The organism is Sphaerotilus natans (assembly GCF_900156335.1).
Classification (GTDB): domain Bacteria; phylum Pseudomonadota; class Gammaproteobacteria; order Burkholderiales; family Burkholderiaceae_C; genus Sphaerotilus; species Sphaerotilus natans.
In genome coordinates, this window is sequence record NZ_FTMZ01000013.1 from 34938 (window position 1) to 54565 (window position 19628).

The 19628-nt window shown below is 67.7% G+C and carries 21 protein-coding genes; 2 read left to right on the plus strand and 19 right to left on the minus strand.

The features are described 5' to 3' along the window. Nucleotides 1-2 precede the first annotated feature (2 nt). Nucleotides 3-2072, plus strand: a complete 2070-nt coding sequence (locus BW996_RS12430; RefSeq protein ID WP_076458932.1) for a putative bifunctional diguanylate cyclase/phosphodiesterase — start codon at nucleotides 3-5, stop codon at nucleotides 2070-2072. Here the strand turns inward: BW996_RS12430 and kynA are convergent. From kynA to dusB, 14 genes are all read right to left on the minus strand, one after another. Then, nucleotides 2002-2868 carry a tryptophan 2,3-dioxygenase gene (kynA, locus tag BW996_RS12435; RefSeq protein WP_037480282.1) on the minus strand — a complete coding sequence of 289 codons (867 nt, stop codon included), beginning with the start codon at nucleotides 2866-2868 and terminating at the stop codon, nucleotides 2002-2004. The two genes, BW996_RS12430 and kynA, sit on opposite strands and share 71 nt — an antisense overlap. A gap of 43 nt (nucleotides 2869-2911) precedes the next feature. After that, nucleotides 2912-4228, minus strand: a complete 1317-nt coding sequence (gene kynU / locus BW996_RS12440) for a kynureninase (protein ID WP_037480280.1) — start codon at nucleotides 4226-4228, stop codon at nucleotides 2912-2914. A 25-nt stretch (nucleotides 4229-4253) separates the two neighbouring features. Next, on the minus strand, nucleotides 4254-4883 hold the full coding sequence (kynB, locus tag BW996_RS12445) for an arylformamidase (protein ID WP_037480278.1): 630 nt from the start codon (nucleotides 4881-4883) through the stop codon (nucleotides 4254-4256). A gap of 101 nt (nucleotides 4884-4984) precedes the next feature. Beyond that, the gene (locus BW996_RS12450) at nucleotides 4985-5647 is read right to left on the minus strand and encodes an IrmA family protein (RefSeq protein ID WP_037480276.1); all 663 of its coding nucleotides are present in this window, start codon (nucleotides 5645-5647) and stop codon (nucleotides 4985-4987) included. 206 nt (nucleotides 5648-5853) lie between these two features. Next, entirely contained in the window at nucleotides 5854-6144 is a 291-nt protein-coding gene (locus BW996_RS12455) for a YkgJ family cysteine cluster protein (RefSeq protein WP_076458933.1), read from the minus strand. Beyond that, nucleotides 6141-7763 carry an APC family permease gene (locus BW996_RS12460; protein WP_037480274.1) on the minus strand — a complete coding sequence of 541 codons (1623 nt, stop codon included), beginning with the start codon at nucleotides 7761-7763 and terminating at the stop codon, nucleotides 6141-6143. Before BW996_RS12460 ends, BW996_RS12455 begins: the two co-directional genes overlap by 4 nt. A 71-nt stretch (nucleotides 7764-7834) precedes the next feature. Then, a complete protein-coding gene (locus BW996_RS12465) occupies nucleotides 7835-8926 on the minus strand; it encodes a hypothetical protein (protein ID WP_037480271.1) in 1092 nt (363 codons plus the stop codon). Nucleotides 8927-9035: 109 nt separating this feature from the next. Further along, complete coding sequence (locus BW996_RS12470) at nucleotides 9036-9950, minus strand: helix-turn-helix transcriptional regulator (RefSeq protein ID WP_037480269.1); 915 nt, start codon at nucleotides 9948-9950, stop codon at nucleotides 9036-9038. 87 nt (nucleotides 9951-10037) lie between these two features. After that, the gene (locus BW996_RS21715) at nucleotides 10038-10214 is read right to left on the minus strand and encodes a hypothetical protein (RefSeq protein ID WP_156027831.1); all 177 of its coding nucleotides are present in this window, start codon (nucleotides 10212-10214) and stop codon (nucleotides 10038-10040) included. Between the two features lie 106 nt (nucleotides 10215-10320). Continuing rightward, a complete protein-coding gene (gene ruvC, locus BW996_RS12475; protein ID WP_037480267.1) occupies nucleotides 10321-10875 on the minus strand; it encodes a crossover junction endodeoxyribonuclease RuvC in 555 nt (184 codons plus the stop codon). 20 nt (nucleotides 10876-10895) lie between these two features. Then, nucleotides 10896-11369 (minus strand): GNAT family N-acetyltransferase, encoded by a 474-nt coding sequence (locus tag BW996_RS12480; protein ID WP_051631775.1) that lies wholly within the window; start codon nucleotides 11367-11369, stop codon nucleotides 10896-10898. A 19-nt stretch (nucleotides 11370-11388) separates the two neighbouring features. Next, nucleotides 11389-12963 carry a bifunctional phosphoribosylaminoimidazolecarboxamide formyltransferase/IMP cyclohydrolase gene (gene purH, locus BW996_RS12485; protein ID WP_037480266.1) on the minus strand — a complete coding sequence of 525 codons (1575 nt, stop codon included), beginning with the start codon at nucleotides 12961-12963 and terminating at the stop codon, nucleotides 11389-11391. Between the two features lie 53 nt (nucleotides 12964-13016). Beyond that, nucleotides 13017-13238, minus strand: a complete 222-nt coding sequence (locus BW996_RS12490) for a helix-turn-helix domain-containing protein (RefSeq protein WP_037480358.1) — start codon at nucleotides 13236-13238, stop codon at nucleotides 13017-13019. Nucleotides 13239-13342: 104 nt separating this feature from the next. After that, nucleotides 13343-14383, minus strand: coding sequence for a tRNA dihydrouridine synthase DusB (gene dusB, locus BW996_RS12495; protein ID WP_037480263.1), 1041 nt, complete (start codon nucleotides 14381-14383; stop codon nucleotides 13343-13345). Between the two features lie 135 nt (nucleotides 14384-14518). Between dusB and BW996_RS12500 the strand changes: the two genes are divergently transcribed. After that, nucleotides 14519-15004 carry a YqaA family protein gene (locus BW996_RS12500; RefSeq protein WP_037480261.1) on the plus strand — a complete coding sequence of 162 codons (486 nt, stop codon included), beginning with the start codon at nucleotides 14519-14521 and terminating at the stop codon, nucleotides 15002-15004. Here BW996_RS12500 and mobA read toward each other — a convergent pair. From mobA to BW996_RS12525, 5 genes are read right to left on the minus strand one after another with little or no spacing between them, the layout of a single operon-like run. Beyond that, the gene (gene mobA / locus BW996_RS12505; RefSeq protein WP_037480259.1) at nucleotides 14994-15593 is read right to left on the minus strand and encodes a molybdenum cofactor guanylyltransferase MobA; all 600 of its coding nucleotides are present in this window, start codon (nucleotides 15591-15593) and stop codon (nucleotides 14994-14996) included. The genes BW996_RS12500 and mobA overlap by 11 nt on opposite strands. A 14-nt stretch (nucleotides 15594-15607) precedes the next feature. Further along, nucleotides 15608-16243: a TorD/DmsD family molecular chaperone gene (locus BW996_RS12510; protein ID WP_051631774.1), complete on the minus strand. Its 636-nt coding sequence runs from the start codon at nucleotides 16241-16243 to the stop codon at nucleotides 15608-15610. After that, nucleotides 16240-18414, minus strand: coding sequence for a 4Fe-4S dicluster domain-containing protein (locus tag BW996_RS12515; RefSeq protein WP_241461914.1), 2175 nt, complete (start codon nucleotides 18412-18414; stop codon nucleotides 16240-16242). Before BW996_RS12515 ends, BW996_RS12510 begins: the two co-directional genes overlap by 4 nt. Then, nucleotides 18314-18925, minus strand: coding sequence for a DUF3306 domain-containing protein (locus BW996_RS12520; protein ID WP_076458934.1), 612 nt, complete (start codon nucleotides 18923-18925; stop codon nucleotides 18314-18316). Before BW996_RS12520 ends, BW996_RS12515 begins: the two co-directional genes overlap by 101 nt. After that, a complete protein-coding gene (locus tag BW996_RS12525; RefSeq protein ID WP_037480255.1) occupies nucleotides 18922-19455 on the minus strand; it encodes a DUF3305 domain-containing protein in 534 nt (177 codons plus the stop codon). The genes BW996_RS12520 and BW996_RS12525 overlap by 4 nt, the downstream gene beginning before the upstream one ends. Nucleotides 19456-19628: the final 173 nt, after the last annotated feature.

Below are 19628 nucleotides of genomic sequence, written 5' to 3' on the forward strand. Positions count from 1 at the left end.
CGATGCAGGCTCTGACTCTCGAGCCCGCGCGGGTCGACGCGGCCGTGCTGCTCGACCGGCTCGATCATCCGGTGTGGATCTTCGACATCGATCGTGGCCGGGTGCACTGGGCCAATGCCGAGGCGGTGCGGATGTGGCAGGCCGGCAGCCTCGAGGACCTGCGCGCCCGCGACATGGGCCGTGGCATGTCGGTGGCGGTGGCGCGGCGGCTGCGCCAGTACCAGGCCGACTTCCAGTCCGGCGAGCGCTTCGGCGAGCAGTGGACGCTGTATCCGGCCGGCGTGCCGGTCACGCTGTGGGTCGACTTCAGCGGCTGGCGGCTCGACGACGGCCGCATGGCGATGCTGTGCGACGCCCGGCGTGCCGAGACGGCTGCGCCGCCGGACTCGCTGCGCAGCGTCGACGCGCTGCTGCACACCGAGGTGATGACCACGCTGTACAGCCGTGCTGGTCGTGCGCTCTACCGCAATCCGGCCTCGCGCTCCAGCGTGGCCGAAGGGTCGGAGCGGCTGTCGTCCCGGCTGGTCGACCGCGAGGACCTGCGTGATCTGGTCACCGCGCTGCAGGTCTGCGGCGAAGGCAAGATCATCGCGCGGGTGCGCACCGCGGCGGGCGAGCGCTGGCACGACCTGTCGGCGCGGCTGTGCAGCGATCCGGTGACCGGACGGCGCGCGCTGCTGGTCACCGAGATCGACATCAGCGGCCTGAAGCAGGCCCAGGCCCAGGCGCAGTATCTGGCCGACCACGACCAGCTCACCGGCCTGCCCAACCGCAACCAGGTCATCAAGGACTTCTCCCAGACCCTGAAGGCCTGCCGGCTGCGCGGCGACGAGGCGGCGCTGGTCTTCGTCGATCTGGACCATTTCAAGCGGGTCAACGATTCGCTCGGCCATGCGGTCGGCGACGAGCTGCTGGTGCAGCTGGCACGGCGCCTGAACGATGCGCTCGAGCCGGGCGAGCGGGTGGCACGGCTGGGCGGCGACGAGTTCCTGCTGCTGCTGCCGCACCGCGAGGCCGCCGCGCGGGCCGAGCGGCGCGCTGACGCGCTGGTGGCGCTGATCTCCCAGCCGGTGGTGCTGCCGCAGACCGAGCTGCGCGTCACGCCCTCGATCGGCATCAGTGTCTTCCCGCACGACGGCGAGGACATCGACACGCTGATGCGCCACGCCGATCTGGCGATGTACGGCGCCAAGGCGGCCGGGCGCGGTGGTGCGATGCGCTTCCGTCCCGAGATGACCGCCTCGGCGCAGTCGCGCCTGGCGCTGGAAGTCGAGCTGCGCCGGGCGTTGGCGCAGGGGCAGATCAGCGTCCATTACCAGCCGCGGGTCGATGTGGTCAGCGGCGGCATCGTCGGCGCCGAGGCGCTGGTGCGCTGGCACCATCCCGAGCGCGGCATGATCCCGCCGGATGTCTTCATCTCGGTCTGCGAGGACTGCGGCCTGATCTGCGAGCTCGGCGCGCTGGTGCTGGAGAAGGCCTGCGCGCAGCAGGTGGCCTGGGCGGGGGCCGGGCGCGTGCTGACCGTGTCGGTCAACCTGTCGCCGCGCCAGTTCTTCCACGCCGGCCTGATCGACGAGATCGACGCGATCCTGAAGCGCACCGGCTGCGATCCGCGCCGCATCGAGCTGGAGATCACCGAGTCGGTGCTGCTCGGCCACGACGACCGCACCGTCACTGCGCTGGAGTCGCTCGGTCAGATGGGCCTGCGCATCGCCATCGACGATTTCGGCACCGGCTACTCCAACCTGGCCTATCTGCACCGCTATCCGGTCGACACGCTGAAGATCGACCGATCCTTCATCCGCGCGCTGTCCGACCGCCCGGCGATCACCGAGATGATCGTCACCATGTGCCGCATGCTCGGCGTGACCATGGTGGCCGAGGGCGTCGAGCTGGCCGGGCAGCTGGAATGGCTGCGTGGCCACGGCGTGCACGAGTATCAGGGCTGGCTGTTCGGCCCGGCCGTGCCGCCGGACGAGTTCGAGCGGCGCTGGCCGATCCTCACAGCTGCGTGCGCAGCGCCCACAGCTCCGGGAACAGCTCCGTGTCCAGCATCCGGCGCAGGTAGCTGACGCCGCCGGTGCCGCCGGTGCCGCGCTTGAAGCCGATCACCCGCTCCACCGTGGTCAGGTGGCGGAAGCGCCAGAGCCGGAAGGCGTCCTCCAGATCGGTCAGCTCCTCGCCGAGCTGATAGAGATCCCAGTGGCGCTGGGGATCGCGGTAGACGGTGAGCCACGCCTGCTCGACCGCCTCGTCGGCCACGTAGGGCTGGGTCCAGTCGCGCTCCAGGTGGCTGATGGGCACGGCGATGCCGCGGCGCGCCAGCAGGCGCAGCGCCTCGTCGTACAGGCCCGGCGCCTGCCAGGCCGCCTCCACCGTGGCCAGCAGGTCCGGCCGGTGCGCGTGCGGCTGCAGCATGGCGGCGTTCTTGTTGCCCAGGCTGAACTCGATGCAGCGGTACTGCCAGCTCTGGAAGCCGCTGGAGTGGCCCAGGTAGGGCCGGATGGCCGAGTACTCGGGCGGCGTCATCGTGGCCAGCACATCCCAGGCGTGGACCAGCTGTTCCATGATCTTGGAGACGCGGGCCAGCATCTTGAACGCCGGCTGCAGTTCGTCGCGCGCGATGGCGCCGACCGCGGTGGTCAGCTCGTGCAGCATCAGCTTCATCCACAGCTCGGAGGTCTGGTGCTGGACGATGAACAGCAGCTCGTTGTGGTCCGGCGAGAGAGGCTTCTGCGCGGTGAGGATCTGGTCGAGCTGCAGATAGTCGCCATAGCTCATGTCGCCGGAGAAATCGAGCTGCGCGCCTTCGTCGCGCACGATGGCCTCGCCGCGGGGTGCGGACGGGGCGTGGTAGGGGCAGGACATGCGGTCTCCTTGTTCTTGTTCCGGTCGTCGTTTCGGTCGTCGTTCAGGTCACCGCGGCCTTGGCCATGAAGCGGGCCTCGCGCCATTCGCCGCGGGCCAGCACCTCGGCCAGGGCCTGGATGGCGTCGAACACGTCGACGAAGCGGGTGTAGAGCGGCGTGAAGCCGAAGCGCAGCAGGTGCGGCTCGGCGGCGGTGCCGTCGCCGGCGCGGTAGTCGCCGATCACGCCGCGGGCGATCAGGGCCTGCATCACCGCATAGCCGTCGATCGAGCCATCGGCCGGCACGCCCAGCGACACCTGGCTGCCGCGCTGCGCGGCGTCCAGCGGGGTGTGGATCGTCAGGCCGCTGCCGGCCAGGTGCTGGCGCACCAGCGCGATGAACAGCTCGGACAGGGCGACCGACTTGGTCCGCAGCGCGGCCATGCCGCCCAGGGGCTCGGCGGCCAGCATGGCGTCCACGCCGCATTCCAGCGCGCTGGCGCCGATCACCGGTGGCGTGCCGCACAGGTAGCGCTGCATGCCGGGCGCCGGGCGGTAGCCGGGCTCGAAGACGAAGGGCGCGGCGTGGCCCATCCAGCCCGACAGCGGCTGCCAGAAGCGCTCGGCGTGGCGCGGGTGGGCCCAGCAGAAGGCCGGCGCGCCGGGGCCGCCGTTGAGGTACTTGTAGCCGCAGCCCACGGCGAAGTCGGCGTTGGCGCCGTTCAGGTCCACCGGCACCGCGCCGGCCGAGTGTGCCAGGTCCCACAGCATCAGCGCGCCGGCGGCGTGGGCCTGGGCGGTGACGGCGGCCATGTCGGCCATGCGGCCGCTGCGGTAGTTGACCTGGGTGAGCATCAGCACGGCCACGTCCGAACCGGCGCCGGACGCCAGGCGGGCCGGGATCGCGTCGATGTCGTGCAGCTCCAGCACCATGCCGTGCTGGGCCGCGACCGACTCGGCGATGTAGAGGTCGGTGGGGAAGTTGCTGCGCTCGGAGACGATCACCCGGCGTGCCGGGTCGTCGGCCTGGGCGATGCGGGCGGCGGCGCTCAGCACCTTGAACAGGTTGACCGAGGTCGAGTCGGCCACCACCAGCTCGCCCGGGGCGGCGCCCACCAGGCGGCCGATCTTGTCGCCCACGCGGCGCGGCAGGTCGATCCAGCCGGCGCTGTTCCAGCTGCGGATCAGGCCCTGGCCCCATTCCTGGGTCACCACGTCCTGCACGCGGGCGGCGGTGGCGCGCGGCAGCACGCCCAGCGAGTTGCCGTCGAGGTAGTTCACGCCGGCGGGCAGATCGAACTGCTCGCGCAGCGGGGCCAGCGGGTCGGCGGTGTCACGGGCGGCGCAGGCAGCGCGGTCCAGGGCTTGGGGGTCGGTCATGGATGTCGGCTCCACGGGGTTCGGTTCAGAGGGTTCGCAGCACGGCGCGCACCGGCGAGGCGCAGGCGCCGGCCAGCTTCAGGGGCAGCGCGATCAGTTCGTAGTCGCCGGCGGGCACCGCGTCGAGCACCAGGTTCTCCAGCACGCGCAGGTCGCGCTGGCGCAGGATCTGGTGGGCGTCGAGCGTCTTGCTGTCGCCGGGGTCCACGCTGGGCGTGTCGATGCCGACCAGGCGCACGCCCTGATCGGCCAGCCAGGCCAGGGTCTCGGGGGCGTAGGCGCTGAAGGTAGGGTTCCAGACCGTGTCGGCGCGCTCGCAGGTGCGCACCAGCACGCGCGGCGGCAGGCCGGCGGCGGCGTGGCGCAGGTGGTCGATGGTGATCAGCGGGCCGCAGCCGATGGCGTGGATCACCCGGCACGGGCCCAGGTAGGCGTGCAGGTCCACCGCGTCGATGGCGGGCGCGTCGTCGGCGTAGTGCAGCGGCGCGTCGGCATGAGCGCCGACGTGCGGCGACATCGTCACCGCGCTCAGGTTGACCGGGCAGCCGGGGCCCAGGCGGGCGGTCCAGCGCAGCGCGTAGGGCTCGTCACCGGGGAAGATCGGCGCCGCTGCGCTGACCAGGGGCGAGATGTCGTGCAGGGTGGGCGGGTTCATGGCGGCGGCACGTTAAGGGCGTTCCGCAGGCCATGGTGTCGGTTGTTTGCAACGGGGAGGGGAAATACGGGCCACCTCTGAGGCGAGGGCGTGGGCCACCATCACTTGCAGTTCGCTTCGATCCGCTGAATGGATGAGGCGTCGGAGAAGTTGAACTCGGGGCCGACGTACAGACGCAGGCATTGCCCGGCGCGAGCCTTCTGGAAGGTGCGCCAGACAGCTTCGCTGGCATTGACCGCGAACATCGAATGCCGGCCTTGAGCGCTCTGGATGTGAATGCCTTCTTGGCTGAGTTGTGGCGCCGTCGTCAGGTGCAGGTCGATGACCCGGCCCGCCGGTGCAGCCGGCTTGGGGGCCGCCGCGGCCGCCGGCGCTGAGATGCGGATGGGCATCGGCTTGAAGACGCGAGGCGTGAGCTGTCCGGTGCGCAACAGGTCGATGCGCTTGCCGTTGGCGACGGCTGTGGCGGAGGTGATCTGCAGTTGCAGTTGCTCGTCGCAGAGCGCCTCGCCGTCGATCATGACTTCGGCGAAGCGTTCTGCGGAGCTGGAGCCGATGCTGGGCAGATCGAGGGTTTGGGCCATCAGCCGCCGCCCGGCCTTGTCGAGCACAGTGGCCTGCAGTCGCACCTGCCGGAACTCGTCGAGCCCGCTGTCAAGCGTGAGCGTGGCGACGCATTGGCCCTGGCCGCCGAAGACCGTGTTGCTGTGCCAGACCTCGATGGCCTGGGCGGGCAGGTTCAGCAGGCTGCCCAGTGCGAGCAAGGGGAGATGGCGCCACAGCGCTGGGCGGGACCGGGCCGTGGAAGTCGTGGATGGTCGCAGGGGAGGGCGTGCGGTCAGCGGCATGAGTTTCGTTGAGTGCGTTGCAGATTCAAATCGAGTGGTGAGCGTATGAGTCGCTCGCGACAGGTGATGTCGCGTGGTCTGCTTGTTGCGCTCGATTACAGTCTCAGGTTTTTCTGAATTTTTCAGCCGAGGCGACGTGTTGGGTGGAAATGAATTTTCTCTATGGCTTTGCATGCGTGGGTATTTATTTCCACAAATTCATTCCACGAGTATTTTCCAGAATATTTTTCCTCGTACTGTACATCTACCCGGCAAATGGAAGGCCGGTCTGCATATATAGTGCATATTTTATTTTCCTCGCCGTAGTGACGGCAGGTGCCATCACCACGATCAAGAAGCCGGGTCTCGGCGCTCAGATCAACATGCTGGCAACACAGGCCACATTGGGTGCAGGGAAATTCTGATGGCGTCATACCAGAGATGCCAGCCACTTTCGCGTGCTTGCTGAATTTCCCATCTCAAACGGCAATTCTATGCCACGTGCCTCGATGGTCTTCTTTAGTAGCTTGCCGCGCTGGATTTCGTCATTGACCGAATCAAGTTCGTCGGTGAAGGATTTTAATTCTGCCGTGTTCAAATTGAAATCCAGTCGGCTCAGCTCCAACAGGTAGCGGTCTAACTCGGCGTTGATTGCTTGAAATTCACGTACCGTGCTGGCGTGTGGCGACAAATCTTCTATGAAATTCCAGAGCTTGCCTGCCATCTCACTGTGCAGCAGGAAGTAGTTCAATCCAAGGGTGATTAGGCCCGTTACGAGCGCGCCTGCAAAGGAGGCCAACTCAGAGCCAAACGGGAAGCTGCAGAGCGGCACTAGTTGGGTGTATGCCATGGTCCCCACGACCGAGGCAACGCCAACTGACAGCAATGAGGTGACTGCTTTGCATTGCTCTACGAGGCTTAGCTCGTCGGGGTTGAATGCCAGCAATTTGATGGCCTTGACCAACTGACTCCACAGTTCTCTGATGATCTTGATCGCCATTGCTTGAGTGGTGGCGAAGATGTTGAAGATCGTGGTTGTCAAGCTGCCTAATACACCGGCGAATACCCCATCCTTAAATGCCATAAGAAAATCATTGAAACGTAATTGAACCCGCTTCCAGATCCCCTTGAGTGAGCTGTTGATGCTCTCAACAAATGATTCGAGGTTGAAATTTTTCTTGAGATTTTCCAGTAATTTTGGCAGTTGCTCACGCAGTTCGAACCAGACTTCCGCCATCACCAATCCAAGCATCTGTCGGGTGCCCATTGAGATGCCTGCCAGGCCGGCAGAGCTGGCTGTCTGTTGCAGGAATTTGCTGCTGGTATAGTATGTCTTGTTGATTTGTCCTTCGTAGGCATGCCGCGCTTCAGCATCGCGTTTTCTCATGCCGTCCAAATCAACCGTTTTAAGGGCTTTAATTTTTTCTTCGTTTTTTCTGATGCTGTCTTCTAGGCCGCGCGCGGCATTATTTTGTTGCGGCGTTTCGCGCGGCATTTTTGTCAGTCGTTCGCGATCTTTTGTCAGTTCGCTTTCAAGATTGGATATCCGGCTGGGAAGATTGTCAATCCATTCGTCGATCGGGGTGGCTTGCTTCGACCGGTTGATCGTGCTGAGGGTGCTTTGCAGGTTGCTGCTCTGGTTGGCCAGTTCTACGCCATTCAGTTCGGCGAGTACCCGACCTGCATCATTGTGGATCTCCTTGGCGCTGATGACGTGATCTAGGTCCCGCCGTTCGTTGGCGGACATCGCCTTGTTTCTGTAAGGGTCCTCCAATGTGCCTGCAGCGTGGCTGGCTTTGTCTTCCGTGCCCTTGGCAACATAATTTTCATGTTGATGGTAGGGCGTGGAATCGTATTCCCCGCGTTGGTCAAAGCGATTCTTCTCTGCTGCGGTTGCCCATACGCCGTTGCGTACGTTGTGAATGGTATCTACTTCGCCGCCGAGCTTGTCCTTGAATAGTAGAAAATCTAAGCCAAAGCTGGTGGTGAGACTGGTGATTACGGTTTTCTCGAGTTCGTCTGCCCAAGGGAAATTTTTTGCTGCGGCGTGCATGCTGGTGTTGATGTTGAATAAATTTTAAGTGGTGGCGGAGCCTCGTGGCTCCGCATAAAAATTCTTCCTTGTTATCGACCCTGTGCCTCGGTTCGGGTCTTGTCGATTTGCTCATCTAGCTCGTTGCTGTTGAGCAGCATTGAGCCATCAGCATCGGTGTCCATGATGGGGACATTATTTTTGTCCTTGACCACATTGCCATTGAATTTCTTGACCTTGAATAGTGGGGTGGTGATCAGGTCGACCATTATTGCGGCCAAGGCGTAGCCATTCTCGATTGCTTGCATGATGCTGTCACTCATGCTGGCCAAGTCAGCGCTCGGGTCAATATTTCTTGAGCGGAGATCGTTGAGGCGATTATTAACGTACTTGATATTTTCGAAATGCTTGTCGAATTGCCTGTATGTTGACTTCAAAACAGATCTGATCTCAAAGGCATACTCTTCCACTTTGACCAATTGCTGCTGAGCCTTCTGCTGCTTGGCAATCGCACTGTCCACTTCGCGGTCGGCCTTGTGCGCGTTCTTCAGGGCTTCATCACCATGACTGTCATAAGCCCAGCCAGCGATGGCCAGCACCGGGCCCGCCACAGCGGCACCTAGTATTGCGGTGCCGCCAGCCATGCCCAAACCGCCGGCACTAAGCGAACCTCCACCGATTGCTGCAAGTGTTGCATTGGTCGCTGCCACGCCTGCCAGCGAGGAAATGGCCGTGCCGGTGGATGCTGCACCCAGCGCCATGACACCGCCGTATACTGCGAATCCAGTCGCTGCACCTGCAAGGCCTGCCCCAGCGGTGGCACCCAGTACCCCAACAGCGGTATAGCTGTAACTTTCGATGCTTTGTAGCTTGTGCTGAGGAATGTTGATCTTCAGCTTGTCTTGGCGGTCCGCATTGAGCTTTTTCAGCAGCTCATTGGCGATAGTCTTGAATTCGTTGAAATTTCTGCCAATCTCCAGTTCTTCTCGCCCCAGTGCCTCCAGTGCCTTGTTGGTTGACTTTTCCTGTGCGTCGAACTCATCCTTGTTTTTGGCGTAACGTGCTTTGGCCGAATTGACGATGTCATCGGCTTCCGAGTGCTTCTGGTAGCCGTCATAGCCTTTTTTGGCGCCATAGGCGGCCGTGACCAGCGCAGCCGCACCGATGATGAGGGGAAGAGGCATGAGATTTCCTTCTGAGGGCTTGAACGGCCCTGGTTTCATGAATGCTCGAGTCCTTGAGAAGACAGAGCGACGGAGAATGTTCTTGTTTTAAAAATTTTGAAGTCGATTTTTATGCTTGACTGACATACGTCGCCAACTCTCGCTTCAGATCTTTCTGCCACCCCTCCGGACTCACGATCCGCACATTCGGCACCCAATACCGCACGATCGGCAGGATCTGGTTGGGATGGGCGACGCGGGACGACACCAGCAGGCTGCCGTCCTCGAGGTGGCGGACGATCTCCTGGGCGGGCACGAGCTTGCGGCGCAGGAAATAGCCGGCGGCGTCGCGCGAGACCTTCAGGACGACTTCGGTCTTCTGCTCGTTGAGCCAGATGCCGTCCTCGGCATCGAGCCGGGCGGTCAAGGCCGGCTCGGGCTCGAAGCGCTCGGGCGAGACCAGCAGCGCGCTGATCCGGCTGAAGGCGAAGCTCTTGAGCGTGCTGCCGTCGAGCGCCATCAGGTACCAGATGCCGGTGTGGTTGACCAGCCGGTAGGGGTGCAGGGCCTCGTAGGTCTTCTCGCCCTCGGGCTTGCGGTAGCGAAAGCCGATGAGCTGGCGCTCGCGGGTGGCCGCCTCGACCTGCCGGAAGCGCTGCTGCTGCGCGCTGTCGAGCGCCTCGTAGCTGTGGCCGCGCACCTGCAGCACCGACTCCAGCCGGCTGTCGAGCAGCTCGCGCACGAAGTTGTCATCGAAGACCGGATACAGGCCGCTCAGGCCGGTCAGCGCGGCGAATCGCTCCAGATCGGTGAGCGTCAGCTTGCCGAAGTACTGCGGCGCCATCCGGTAGCCGCCGTCCTCGGTGCGTTCGATCAGGTCACCGAGCTGGCCGAGACGCTGCGACAGATCGCGCTGGATGGTGCGCACGCTCACGGCGAACTCGTCCGCGAGATCGGCCGGATGCAGCGTGTGACCCTGGTTGAGCCTGCAAAGAATGAGCGTCAGCCGGTCAGCCAGCGTGTCGTGCCCTGCGCTTCTTGTCATGGAAAGCGGATCGTTGACAGTCGATCGGAGGGCTGACTTCTGGTCTTTTTCTCTATCAGCCCGGTGTTCTTGTTTGTTTTCTTTGGATCAAGAGGGTAGGTCTTGTTGCGGCTTGCCCCGCATTCCGGGGTGGAGGCTGCTGTGAATTTTTTCTGGTTCCGGATGGTTTTGCTGCGTGAGCGTGGCATCGGCACCATGGGTCAGCCGGGCCGTGGCCAGCAGCAGCAGGTAGAGCAGCGTCAGAAGGAACATCAGCGGTTTCATGACGCGCAAGCCTAGACACCGCCCGCGACAGGTGGTGTCGCGCTCGTTCTGCAAGTGAACGATCTGAAGGGCCCGAGGGCCGGGTGCCGCGATGCGGCGACGGGCCTCAATAGCTCCGCCCGCCCCGATACAGCGCGTGCTGCCGGCGTGCCAGCGGCGTGGCCTGGGCCAGCGCGGCGAAGCTGCGGCTGGCGTGGGCGTGGGTGATGGCGATCCCGAGCGCGTCGGCGGCGTCCTTGCCGGGCTGGCCGGGCAGCTTGAGCAGGTGCTGCACCATCGCCTGGATCTGCGCCTTGGCGGCGCCGCCGTGGCCGGTGACGGCCTGCTTCATCTGCACTGCGGTGTATTCGCCCACCGGCAGCGGCGGGCTGCCGGCCACCAGCGCGGCCAGCGCCGCGCCGCGCGCCTGCCCGAGCAGCAGCGTGCTCTGCGGGTTGACGTTGACGAAGACGATCTCGAGCGCGGCCGCGTCGGGCTGGTAGGTCGAGACGACCTCGCGCACGCCGTCGAAGATCAGCCGGATGCGCGCGGGCAGGTCGCCGCGCGGTGCCTCGGCGGTGCGGATGGTGCCGCTGGCGACATAGGCCAGGTGCGGCCCGTCGACGTCGATCAGGCCGAAGCCGGTGATCTGCAGGCCCGGATCGATGCCGAGGATGCGCATGGCGGCGGCCGTGTCCGGACTCAGCCTGCGACGCGGCGGGTGTAGGTGCGGAAGACGGTGTCGTGCACCCAGCCGAGCGACTCGTACAGGCGCTGGGCGGTGTGGTTGTCGTGCGCGGTGGTCAGGTCCATGCGCACGCGGCGGCCCTGGCGCGCCTGGGCCTCGGCCGCGCGCAGCAGCGCCGCGCCCAGCCCGCTGCGGCGCGCCTCGGGCGCGACGAACAGGTCGTAGAGCACGAAGATCGGCGCCGCCTCGACCGAGCAGAAGCTCGGATAGAGCTGGCAGAAGCCCACCGACTCGGCCGGGCCGGCCGGCGGCACGCGCTCGGCCAGCAGGATGACCGATTCGCCCGCCTGCATCCGCGCCTGGATGAAGGCGGTGGCGCGCGCCCGGTCGGGCGCCTGCGCGTAGAACTGGCGGTAGGCGTCGAAGAGCGCCGCGACCGCGTCGAGATCGGCCAGTCCGGCCGGGCGGATCGAGATCGGGGCGCTCATCGGACGCGGCTCGCCGGGCTCAGTGGCGGAAGTGGCGGGTGCCGGTGAAGACCATCGCGATGCCGCGCTCGTCGGCCGCGTCGATGACTTCCTGGTCGCGCATCGAGCCACCCGGGTGGATGACGCAGGTGGCGCCGGCATCGACGACCACGTCCAGGCCGTCACGGAACGGGAAGAAGGCGTCGCTGGCCACGGCCGTGCCGTCCAGGCTCAGGCCGGCGGCCTTGGCCTTGATCGAGGCGATGCGGGCCGAGTCCAGGCGGCTCATCTGGCCGGCGCCGACGCCGTAGGTCATGCCGTCCTTGCAGAAGACGATCGCGTTGCTCTTGACGAAGCGGCCGACCTTCCACGCGAACAGCAGGTCCTGCATCTGCTGCTCGGTCGGGGCCAGCTTCGTCACCACCTTGATCTCGCCGACGATGTCGACGTTGTCGGCCGACTGCAGCAGCATGCCGCCGCCCACGCGCTTGAAGTCCAGCGCGTTGACCGCCTGGCTCACCGGTACTTCCAGCAGGCGCACGTTGACCTTGCTGGCGTAGGCTGCGCGGGCTGCCGGGGTGATCACCGGGGCGATCGCCACTTCGACGAAGTGCTTGTTGGCGTTGATCTTCTCGACCACGTCGGCGTCGAGCGGGCGGTTGAAGGCGATGATGCCGCCGAAGGCCGAGGTCGGGTCGGTCTTCAGGGCCTTCTCGTAGGCTTCGAGCAGCGTCGCGCCCACGGCCACGCCGCAGGGGTTGGCGTGCTTGACGATCACGCAGGCCGGCACGTCGAAGGCCTTGACGCATTCCCAGGCGGCGTCGGCGTCGGCGATGTTGTTGAAGCTGAGCTCCTTGCCCTGAATCTGCGTCCAGCCGGCCAGCAGGCCGTTCGCGACCTGGGCTTCCTTGTAGAAGGCGGCCGACTGGTGCGGGTTCTCGCCGTAGCGCATGCCCTGCACCTTGTGCAGCTGCAGGTTGAAGACGCTCGGGTATTCCTCGCGGGCGGGCACGTCGGCGGTCTTGTCTTCCGCGCCGGCTTCCAGCGAGGTCAGGTAGTTGCTGATCATGCCGTCGTAGGCGGCGGTGTGCGAGAACACCTTCTTCGCGAAGCCGAACTTGGTCTTGCGGGTCAGGCCTGCGCCGTCGAGCTCGGCCAGCACCTGGGCGTAGTCGCTCGGGTCGATGACCACGGCCACGTCCTGCCAGTTCTTGGCCGCCGCGCGCAGCATCGCCGGGCCGCCGATGTCGATGTTCTCGATGGCGTCTTCCAGCGTGCAGTCGGCCTTGGCGGTGGCCTGCGCGAAGGGGTAGAGGTTGATGATCAGCAGATCGATCGTGTCGATGCCGTGCTCTTTCAGCGCGGCCATGTGCTCGGGGAAGTCGCGCCGGGCCAGCAGGCCGCCGTGCACGCGCGGGTGCAGCGTCTTGACGCGGCCGTCGAGCATCTCGGGGAAGCCGGTGATCTCGCTCACTTCGGTGACCGGCAGGTCGTTCTGGGCCAGCAGCTTGGCGGTGCCGCCGGTGGAGAGCAGGCGGATGCCGCGCGCGTGCAGCGCCTGGGCGAACTCGACGATGCCGGTCTTGTCGGAGACGGAAAGGAGGGCGGTGGTCATGGTGGGATGACGATCGGTGGGGAATCGGGAAGGGGCGGAGGCGGCCGGGCGGCTCAGTCGATCAGCCGGTGCTCGACCAGCTTGCGGCGCAGCGTGTTGCGGTTGATGCCGAGCCATTCGGCGGCGCGGCTCTGGTTGCCGTCGGCGCGCGCCATCACCACGTCGAGCAGCGGACGCTCGACCGCCTTGATGACCATGTCGTACAGGCCGTGCGGCGTGGTGCCGTCGAGGTCGTCGAAATAGGTGCCAAGCGTGCTGCGGATCGACTGGTCGATCGGGCTGCCGGAGGGCGGGGCGTCGGCGGGCTCGTCCACCAGATCGTCCACCAGAGAGTCCGGCAGGGAGGTCAGGGCGCGGATGCTCATGTCGTTCATGGATGTCATGCCGCCAGGGCGTCGACGGGTTCTGCGGGAAACGGGGCGGCCTCGGGCCAGAGCGGATGCGCGCCGGCGAGTTCGCCCAGGAAGTCATGCACCGCGCGCGATTGCTCGGCGGTGGTCTCGATCCGGTTCATGCGGCGGCGGAAGTCCTCGCCGCCGGGCAGGGCGTGCACCGCCCAGCCGATGTGCTTGCGCGCGGTGCGCACGCCGGCCAGCTCGCCGTACAGGCCGTAGTGGTCCTCGAGGTGCTCGAGCAGCCATTCGCGCACCTGCAGCGTGGCCGGTGGCGCGGCGTGCTCGCCGGTGGCCAGGAAATGCGCGATCTCCTGGAAGATCCACGGCCGGCCCTGCGCGGCGCGGCCGATCATGATGGCGTCGGCGCCGGTGGCGGCCAGCACGTCGCGGGCCTTCTCCGGACTGTCGATGTCGCCGTTGGCGCAGACCGGAATCGACAGCGCGGCCTTGACCGCGGCGATGGTCTCGTACTCGGCCTGGCCGCTGTAGCCTTGCTCGCGGGTGCGGCCGTGCACCGTGACCAGCGCGACGCCGCGGGCCTCGGCGCCGCGCGCGATCGTCAGCGCGTTCTTCGCCTGCTGGCACCAGCCGGTGCGCATCTTCAGCGTCACCGGCACGCCGTGCGGCGCGCTGGCCTCGACCACCGCCGCGACGATGTCCAGCGCCAGCGTCTCGTCCTGCATCAGCGCCGAGCCGGCCCACTTGTTGCAGACCTTCTTGGCCGGGCAGCCCATGTTGATGTCGATGATCTGCGCGCCGCGCGCGATGTTGTAGCGCGCGGCCTCGGCCATCATCTCGGCGTCGGTGCCGGCGATCTGCACCGCGATCGGCGCGGATTCGCCGTCGTGGTTCAGACGGCGCGAGGTCTTCAGGCTGTCGCGCAGATCGGCACGCGAGGTCACCATCTCGCTGACGGCATGGCCCGCGCCGAGCCGCTTGCACAGCTGGCGGAAAGGCCGGTCGGTCACGCCGGCCATCGGCGCGACGAACAGGCGGTTGGGCAACTCGTGGGGACCGATGCGCATCGGGAACGGGCAGAGAACAGGGTGAAGGGCCGGGCGAAGCGGGAGTCGGGCGCGTCCGGCCGGAGCGGTGCCGGCCGGGAACTGCTGAAAAAGGAGGCAGAGTATAGCGGCTCGCCTTCGCGCAGAATCCGCGCCATGGAAACCTGGATCGAGTCCCTGCTGGCCGCGCTGGCCCTGCCGAAGTTCGGCCTGAGCACCGTCTTCATCGTCTCGCTGATCTCGGCCACGCTGCTGCCGCTGGGCTCGGAGCCGGCGGTCTTCGGGCTGGTCAAGCTCGATCCGGCGCTGTTCTGGCCGGCGGTGGGCGTGGCCACCGTCGGCAACACGCTTGGCGGGGCGATTTCCTGGTGGATGGGCTTCGGCGCCGAGAAGGCCTGGGAGCAGGTCGCGAACCGGCCCGCCACCGAGCACCGCGCGCTGGCGATGCTGCGCCGCTTCGGCCCGAAGGCCTGCCTGCTGAGCTGGCTGCCGGGCGTGGGCGATCCGCTGTGCGCGGTCGCCGGCTGGCTGCGCCTCCCTTTCTGGCCCTGCGTGCTCTACATGGCGATCGGCAAGTTCGGCCGCTATCTGGTGATGACGGCGGCGCTGCTGTGGGTGTTTCCGGGGCAGTTCACGCCCTGAGGTCCTCGGGCGTGTTGGCGTTGAAGAAGGCGCTGGCGCCCGGGTCCTTGTCCTCGAACAGCACGTTCGCGCAGCGGTGCTGGCCGGTCCAGCGGTCGATGCGGCGCTGCCCGCCGGCCATGAAGGCCACCAGGCTGTCCATCAGCGAGGCGCGCATCAGGCAGAAGACCGGATGCGGCTGCTCGCGCCCGTCGGCCTCGCGCGTCACCGCCATCGCCAGATCGGCCTGCTGCGCATGCAGCGCCTCGGCCAGCCGCGCCACCAGATCGAGCGGGAAGCGCGGCGAGTCGCACGGCACCGTCACCAGATACGGGGTCTCGCAGCGCTCCAGCCCGGCCAGGAAGCCGGCCAGCGGGCCGGGAAAGTCGCTGTCGGCATCCGGCCAGACTGGCACGCCGAAGGACTCGTAGGCGCCCAGGTTGCGGTTGGCGTTGACCATCACGCTGCCGACCTGCGGCTGCAGCCGCATCAGGGCGTGCAGCGCCAGCGGCAGGCCCTGGTAGTTCTGCAGCCCCTTGTCGACGCCGCCCATGCGGCTGCCGCGTCCGCCGGCCAGGATCAGGCCGGTGATGTCCTGCGGATCGATCATCGTGCCGGCTCCCTTCACAGTTCCAGCAGATCGAAGCCCTGCGCCTCGACCTGCACGAAGGCGCGCGTCAGCGCGCCGATCGGGCGCCACAGCAGCGCCTGCGGATGGGCCTCGACCGCGTCGCACAGGCGCTCGACCCAGGTCTGCACATGCGCCCGGAAGAAGCGGCGCTGCTGCTCGAGGTTGCACACCGCGATGTCGTCGCCGGCGATCAGGAAGCGCATCACCTCGAAGACGCCTGCGATGTGGTCCTCGGTCTCGCCGCGGGTCTCGTCACGGGCCAGGCCGAGCGCGGCCAGGTCGCCGCGCAGCGCCGCCAGCGGCTTCTCGTTCAGGAAGCCGGCGAGGTAGAAGGAGCCGTAGACGAAGACTTCCGGCTTGCCGACGCCGCCGAACAGCGCGTCGAACTCGGCGGCAGCGGCCTCAGGCGTGGTCGCGCGCATCGCGGCCACCAGCGCCTGCCACGGCGCCTCCAGGAAGCCGCCGGCCTCGGGCGCCTCGGTGACAGCGACGCGGAACTGCTGCAGCAGCGCCGCATCCGGCGGCGCGAACCACAGCCGGGCCAGCAGGCCGTAGAGCTCGGCGCGGGCCAGCTCCTCGGCGTCGTCGGCGCTGGCGAAGCTCAGCGCGCGGATCTCGTGCGGTTTCATGGGCGGGGCAGGTCGGTGATGCGGACCTCGTCGGTCCGGCTGTGCAGGTCGATGACGCGGCAGTCGCCGCACATCTTCAGCCGCTCGGCGCCGGCGCCCTGGAAGGCGGGGTGGCCGGCGAGCTTGCCGATCATCGTCTCGATGGCCTTGAGCGTGCCGAAGGGCTTGCTGCAGCGGATGCAGCGGTAGGGCTGGGCCTCGTGCAGCACGCGGGGCTGGCGCCGCGCGCGGCCCTCGTCGGCCAGCCACAGGCGCGGCACCAGCGTGATCGCCTGCTCCGGGCAGGTGCTCTCGCACAGGCCGCACTGCACGCAGGCGCGCTCGGTGAAGCGCAGCTGCGGCTTCTCGGGGTTGTCGCCCAGCGCGTTTTCCGGGCAGGCGCCGACGCAGCTCAGGCACAGCGTGCACTTGTCGGCATCGACCACCACCGCGCCGAAGGCACTGCCTGCGGCCGGCAGCGCGATCGGCTCGGCCTGTGCCGCCGCCCGCTCGGCGCGGCGCGGCGCCTGGGCGAGCAGGTGGTCGAGCATCACGTCGAGCGTGGCGCGCTTGTCGGCCTGCGCGACGACCGCCGTCGGCTGCGCGACGCCCTGCGCCGGCGCCACCCGCAGCGCCGCGTCCAGCGCCGCCAGGTCGCGGGCATCGCGCGCCTCGACCAGGCCGAAGTGCTCGCCGGCATAGCCCAGGCCGTGCAGGATGGCCTGGGCCTGCGCCATCTGCGCGGCCAGCGCGTCGCGGTATTCGGGCGCCTCCTCGGCGGTCAGCAGCACGCGGATCTGGCTGGCGCCCTGCGCGATCGCCGCCAGCCACAGGTCGAGGCCGACGCTGGCGGTGTGCCACAGCGCCAGCGGGATCACCCGGGCCGGCACGCCCTGGATGTCGCGGTCGACCCGCGCGGCGCGGCCCAGCTCGTCGATCAGCGCCGCACCGGCGCCCTCGCTGTGGAACAGCAGCATCGCGTCGCGGCCGCCCGCCTTGGCGTAGGTCGCCAGCAGGCGCTGCAGCCGCCGGCCCTGGTCGACCGGACCGGGATAGGTGAAGGACAGCGCTCCGCTCGGGCAGACGGTGGTGCAGGCGCCGCAGCCGGCGCACAGATGCGGCTCGACGATGATGCCGCCGGCCGCCTCGGTCTTCGCCTTGCCCTTGCGCGAGGCGTCGCTGCGGATCGCGCGGGTGGAGCACACGTCGATGCAGGCGCTGCAGCCGATTTGCTCGTTGCGGCTGTGCGCGCACAGCCGCGGCTCGTAGCGGAAGAACTTCGGCTTGTCGAACTCGCCCACCCACTCGCGCAGCTTCAGCACCGCCTCGCCCAGCGCGGCGGTCTGCTGGCTGCCCGGCGGCACATGGACATAGCCCTGCGGCGGCTGGTGCTGGCTGAAGGCCGGCGTGGCGCGCAGGTCGAGGATCAGGTCGAAGCGCTCGTCGGTGCGCAGCGGTGGGCGCTCGAAGTCGATCGCCGCGGCCGCGTCGCAGACGCGCACGCAGTCGCGGTGGCCGCCGCAGCGCGACAGGTCGATCTGGTAGCTGAAGTCGATCGCGCCTTCGGGGCAGGCGTCCAGACAGGCGTTGCAGCGGGTGCAGAGGTCCAGGTCGATCGGGTTGCCGGAGGTCCACTGCACCTCGAAGGCGCCGAGCCAGCCCGTCACCCGGCTCAGCCGGCCGGCGAACACCGGCAGGTCGCGGCGCTGCGCCAGCGCGCCGGCGCCGTCGACCAGCAGCGTGACGTCGAGCCGGTCGGCCAGCAGTGCCCCGGCGCGCTGCGCGCTGTCGGCGTCGCCCACCACCAGGCAGCGTCCGGCCGAGCGGTAGCCCACGCCCGGCACCGGCGCCGGATCGGGCAGCTGCGCCGCCGCGATCAGCGCCGCCAGCTTCGGCGTGGCGGCCCGGGCGTCGCGCGACCAGCCGCCGGTCTCGCGCAGGTTGACGAAGCGGATCGGCCGCTCGGCCACCGGCGTGCTGCCGGCGGTGGCGTCGTTCAGCTCGGTGAACAGCCGCGCCTCCTGCGTGCAGGCGACGATCAGCCGGTCGCCTGGGCCGACCGCCTTGGCCGCACGCTGGAAGGCCGGCGCCTCACGCCGGCACAGCAGGCTGTGCGTCGTCTCCAGGCCCTCTGAGCGGGCGCCCGGCGTCGTCGCCAGCGCGCGGGCGATCGCCGCCGTGTCCAGCGGCATCGTTCGGTTGCAGTCGCAGATCAGGGTCTTCATCGGGCAGGTCGCCGGGCGGGGCGTCGGCAAGGGATTCGGGGGCAGGGGCGGAGGCGGGTCTGTCCTCGTCGAACAGGCCCAGGAAGCGCGACTGCGCCATCTGGCGCAGCATCGCCGCCGGCAGCGGGTCGGGCCGGCCGTAGTCGTCGATGTAGATGTCCAGGCCGTCCATGACGTTGAAGTGCGGATCGGCGAAGAGCTTCTTCAGCGCGGCGTTCTTCACCGACGGATCGACGCCGCGGGCCACGAAGCGCGCGACCTCCGCGCCGTCGGGCAGGCGCGCGACCTCGTCGAGCGTGGGCGGCGGCAGCGCGGGTCCGGCCGGGGCCAGGGCTGGGGCCGGCGGGGCGATCCCCGTCGCGGCCTGCGGCGCAGGCGCCGGCACGGCTGCGTGGGCGGGCTCGGGCGGCGCCTCGCCCTGGCGCACCTGCACCTTGCGCTGCGACCAGCGCGAGAAGAAGCCTTCGCTGCCGCTCATGCGCACTCCGGCGCGTCGCCGCCCGGCCCGCGCCGCGCCGGATCGACGAAGGAGGCCGGCCGGCGGCGCTTCTTCGGCTCGGGCCGGTAGTTGGCGTCGGTCCAGGCCTGCAGCCAGGCGCGCACCGCCTCGGGCAGCGGCAGGTTGTCGACCCGCTCCTGCGCGTCGAGCAGCCGCCCGGCCTCGTTGTAGGACAGCGTGACGGTTTCCGGCGCGGCCTGCGACGCATTCTCGTCATCGACGCGCCACATCACGAACCAGACCGGCGCGCCCGAACTCAGGTTCAGGTAATAACCCTCGCCCTCGTCGCGGTGCAGGCGCACCGGGAAACCCGGGTACAGGAAACTCGCGCGCTGGCCGTCGTCGCGCAGGCAGCGCGGCTGGTTTCCCCACTGGCCTTCGTCGATCAGCACCTCGGCCAGCGAGAATCTCCATTCCTCCCAGACGCTGGGACGCGCGTGGCGTTCGATCACCACCGCGACCCGGATCTCGGGCGGCGCGGGCGGGCTTTCATCGGTGGGCTGGGTCATGGCGGCGGGTCGGCAAAGCCGGGCAGTCTAGCGCCGGCCACCCGGTCTTGCCGCGGATCAAGGGTTTGTATCGATTCGGAGACAGCGGGCTCCGATGTTTTTCCGGGCCCTCGGGGGCCGCCCTGCGACGAATTGCCAGCCGGGTGGCGACATTCTGCGCAACCGGTCGGGGC

Coding starts and splice junctions, on each gene's coding strand:
- purH (WP_037480266.1), bottom strand. CDS start 12,963: ATGACCACCGCCCTCCTTTCCGTCTCCGACAAGACCGGCATCGTCGAG.
- kynB (WP_037480278.1), bottom strand. CDS start 4,883: ATGAACCCGCCCACCCTGCACGACATCTCGCCCCTGGTCAGCGCAGCG.
- ruvC (WP_037480267.1), bottom strand. CDS start 10,875: ATGCGCATCCTCGGCATCGATCCGGGCCTGCAGATCACCGGCTTCGGC.
- BW996_RS12470 (WP_037480269.1), bottom strand. CDS start 9,950: ATGACAAGAAGCGCAGGGCACGACACGCTGGCTGACCGGCTGACGCTC.
- BW996_RS12515 (WP_241461914.1), bottom strand. CDS start 18,414: ATGCCGCTGGACACGGCGGCGATCGCCCGCGCGCTGGCGACGACGCCG.
- BW996_RS21715 (WP_156027831.1), bottom strand. CDS start 10,214: ATGAAACCGCTGATGTTCCTTCTGACGCTGCTCTACCTGCTGCTGCTG.
- BW996_RS12510 (WP_051631774.1), bottom strand. CDS start 16,243: ATGAAACCGCACGAGATCCGCGCGCTGAGCTTCGCCAGCGCCGACGAC.
- BW996_RS12500 (WP_037480261.1), top strand. CDS start 14,519: ATGGAAACCTGGATCGAGTCCCTGCTGGCCGCGCTGGCCCTGCCGAAG.
- BW996_RS12460 (WP_037480274.1), bottom strand. CDS start 7,763: ATGCACGCCGCAGCAAAAAATTTCCCTTGGGCAGACGAACTCGAGAAA.
- dusB (WP_037480263.1), bottom strand. CDS start 14,383: ATGCGCATCGGTCCCCACGAGTTGCCCAACCGCCTGTTCGTCGCGCCG.
- BW996_RS12465 (WP_037480271.1), bottom strand. CDS start 8,926: ATGCCTCTTCCCCTCATCATCGGTGCGGCTGCGCTGGTCACGGCCGCC.
- BW996_RS12480 (WP_051631775.1), bottom strand. CDS start 11,369: ATGAGCGCCCCGATCTCGATCCGCCCGGCCGGACTGGCCGATCTCGAC.
- mobA (WP_037480259.1), bottom strand. CDS start 15,593: ATGATCGATCCGCAGGACATCACCGGCCTGATCCTGGCCGGCGGACGC.
- BW996_RS12455 (WP_076458933.1), bottom strand. CDS start 6,144: ATGACGCCATCAGAATTTCCCTGCACCCAATGTGGCCTGTGTTGCCAG.
- BW996_RS12525 (WP_037480255.1), bottom strand. CDS start 19,455: ATGACCCAGCCCACCGATGAAAGCCCGCCCGCGCCGCCCGAGATCCGG.
- kynU (WP_037480280.1), bottom strand. CDS start 4,228: ATGACCGACCCCCAAGCCCTGGACCGCGCTGCCTGCGCCGCCCGTGAC.
- BW996_RS12520 (WP_076458934.1), bottom strand. CDS start 18,925: ATGAGCGGCAGCGAAGGCTTCTTCTCGCGCTGGTCGCAGCGCAAGGTG.
- kynA (WP_037480282.1), bottom strand. CDS start 2,868: ATGTCCTGCCCCTACCACGCCCCGTCCGCACCCCGCGGCGAGGCCATC.
- BW996_RS12430 (WP_076458932.1), top strand. CDS start 3: ATGCAGGCTCTGACTCTCGAGCCCGCGCGGGTCGACGCGGCCGTGCTG.